3 protein-coding genes are annotated in these 2,055 nt (G+C 66.1%); 2 read left to right on the plus strand and 1 reads right to left on the minus strand.

Annotation, left to right across the window (positions count from 1 at the left end; translation table 11 throughout):
• Nucleotides 1–755: GTP cyclohydrolase II (gene ribA, locus JNK68_07010; protein ID MBL8540106.1), on the plus strand; the 755-nt coding region annotated here is incomplete at its 5' end.
• A 40-nt stretch (nt 756–795) separates the two neighbouring features.
• Here the strand turns inward: ribA and JNK68_07015 are convergent.
• Nucleotides 796–1,449, minus strand: a complete 654-nt coding sequence (locus tag JNK68_07015) for a TIGR02281 family clan AA aspartic protease (GenBank protein ID MBL8540107.1) — start codon at nt 1,447–1,449, stop codon at nt 796–798.
• A 12-nt stretch (nt 1,450–1,461) separates the two neighbouring features.
• On the opposite strand from JNK68_07015, the gene JNK68_07020 reads away from it, so the two are divergent.
• A partial coding sequence (locus tag JNK68_07020; protein MBL8540108.1) for a type 1 glutamine amidotransferase occupies nt 1,462–2,055 on the plus strand: 594 nt, incomplete at its 3' end.

The raw sequence follows: 2,055 nt of genomic DNA on the forward strand, positions 1-2,055 counted from the left end.
TCATCTGCGAGATCATGAATGCCGATGGCACGATGGCGCGCATGCCGGAGCTCGAGCGCTTCGCCGCCAAGCACGACGTGCGCATTCTGCGCATCGCCGATCTCGTCGAGTACCGCCGCCACGAGCGACTGATCCGGCGCAGGGCGGAAACCAGGCTGCCCACCCGCCACGGCGGGCAGTTCGAGCTGATGGTCTACAGCGACGATCTGGAGTCGACGCTGTATGTCGCACTGGTGAAGGGGGATGTCGCCGGCACCGAGCCGGTGCTGGTGCGGCTGCACTCACAGTGTCTCACCGGGGACGTCTTCGGCAGCGAGCGCTGCGACTGCGGCGAGCAGCTCGAGGCGGCGATGCGGCTGGTGCAGGAAGCCGGGCGCGGCGTGATCGTCTACATGTTCGACGAAGGGCGCGGCATCGGCCTGCTCAACAAGGTGCGCGCCTACGCGCTGCAGGACAAGGGACACGACACGCTGGAGGCCAACCACGAGCTGGGTTTCGCGGCCGACATGCGCGACTACAGTATCGGTGCGCACATCCTGTTCGATCTCGGCGTGCGCAACGTGCGTCTGATGACGAACAACCCCGACAAGGTGCGGGCGCTGGAGGAATACGGCCTGATCGTGTCCGAGCGCGTGCCGGTCGAGGTGCCGCCGCGCCACGCCAACCTGCGCTACCTGCAGACGAAGCGCAACCGCTTCGGGCATCTGCTCTCGCTCGTGGAATCCGGCAAGGACGACGACGACAAGCCGGAGTAATGCCCAGATGCGCGTCTGCGCGCACACCCCGCTGCAGGGGTCAGTAACGCTTGATGAGCGTCATCGTCGGCCCGGCGTGACGCATTTCGACGCGGTTGAGGAAGCTCATGCCGAGCAGCACGAGCGGCAGCGCGTTGCCGTCGTGGACGAGCGCGTCGATGTCGTTCACGCTGATGTCGCCGACGCGCACCGTATCGAGCCGAACCTTGTAGACCGTCGCCGGTCCGTTGGCCGTCTGCGCATAGCCGCGCTCACCCTTGAGGTAATTCACGCCGAGGCGCTTCGCTTCAGAGGCGTTCATGGAGATCATGGACGCGCCGGTATCGACCAGAAACCGGACGCTGCGACCGTTGATCTGGCCACTCGCCATGAAGTGGCCCTGCGCGTCGGCACCTAGGGTGGCCTGTGCACGGCCGTCGCCGCCATTCGCCGGCGCGACCGAGATCGACTGTCCCATGCCGAGACTGCGGCGCTTGCCGTCGATTTCGAGCACCGCCTGATCGCCGTCCACCGACAGCAGCCGGATGCCGTCGCGTGCGGCTTCGCCCACACTCAGCGTGCGCGGCTTGCCGCCGTTCACCACCACCACCGCCTTGCTGGGGAAGAGCCCGATCACGTTGACGTCGGTCGCGGCCGCCGCCTCGGCGATGAGTGCCAGTGCCAGGCCGGTTAGAATGCGGAAATTGTCGATCATACGAGGAACCCGATGAGGCCAATCGCCATCTTTCGCCACGCCCGCACGGAGGGGCCGGGATATCTGGCAGCGTATCTCGACCGCCAGTCCATTCCCTGGCAGCTCGTGCGCATCGACGAAGGCGAAGAAGTGCCGGTCGCTGCGAATGCCTTTTCCGGTCTGGTGTTCATGGGCGGGCCGATGAGCGTCAACGACGATCTGCCCTGGATTCCGCCGGTGCTGCGGCTCATCCGGGCTGCGGTCGATTCGCAAGTTCCGGTCCTGGGACACTGTCTCGGCGGGCAGCTCATGTCCAAGGCCCTGGGTGGCGTCGTCGGCCGCAATCCGGTCAAGGAGATCGGCTGGGGGCGGTGCGATGTTCCGGATACGCCGATCGCGCGCGAATGGTTCGGTGGCGAGCTCGACTTCTTCGAGTCGTTTCACTGGCACGGCGAGACGTTCACCCTGCCGGAAGGAGCGACGCGCATCCTGTCCAGCCCGTGGTGCGACAACCAAGCGTTCGCGCTAGGGCCGCACCTCGGATTGCAATGCCATGTCGAGATGACCGAGGACCTCATCCGCACCTGGTGCCGGGGCGGGGCGAAGGAGATCACGGAAAGCCGCGAC

Source organism: Betaproteobacteria bacterium, from assembly GCA_016791345.1.
Classification (GTDB): Bacteria; Pseudomonadota; Gammaproteobacteria; order Burkholderiales; family JAEUMW01; genus JAEUMW01.

Excerpts from the sequence above, each read along its gene's own strand:
- JNK68_07015 (MBL8540107.1), bottom strand. The coding sequence starts at position 1,449 with ATGATCGACAATTTCCGCATTCTAACCGGCCTGGCACTGGCACTCATC.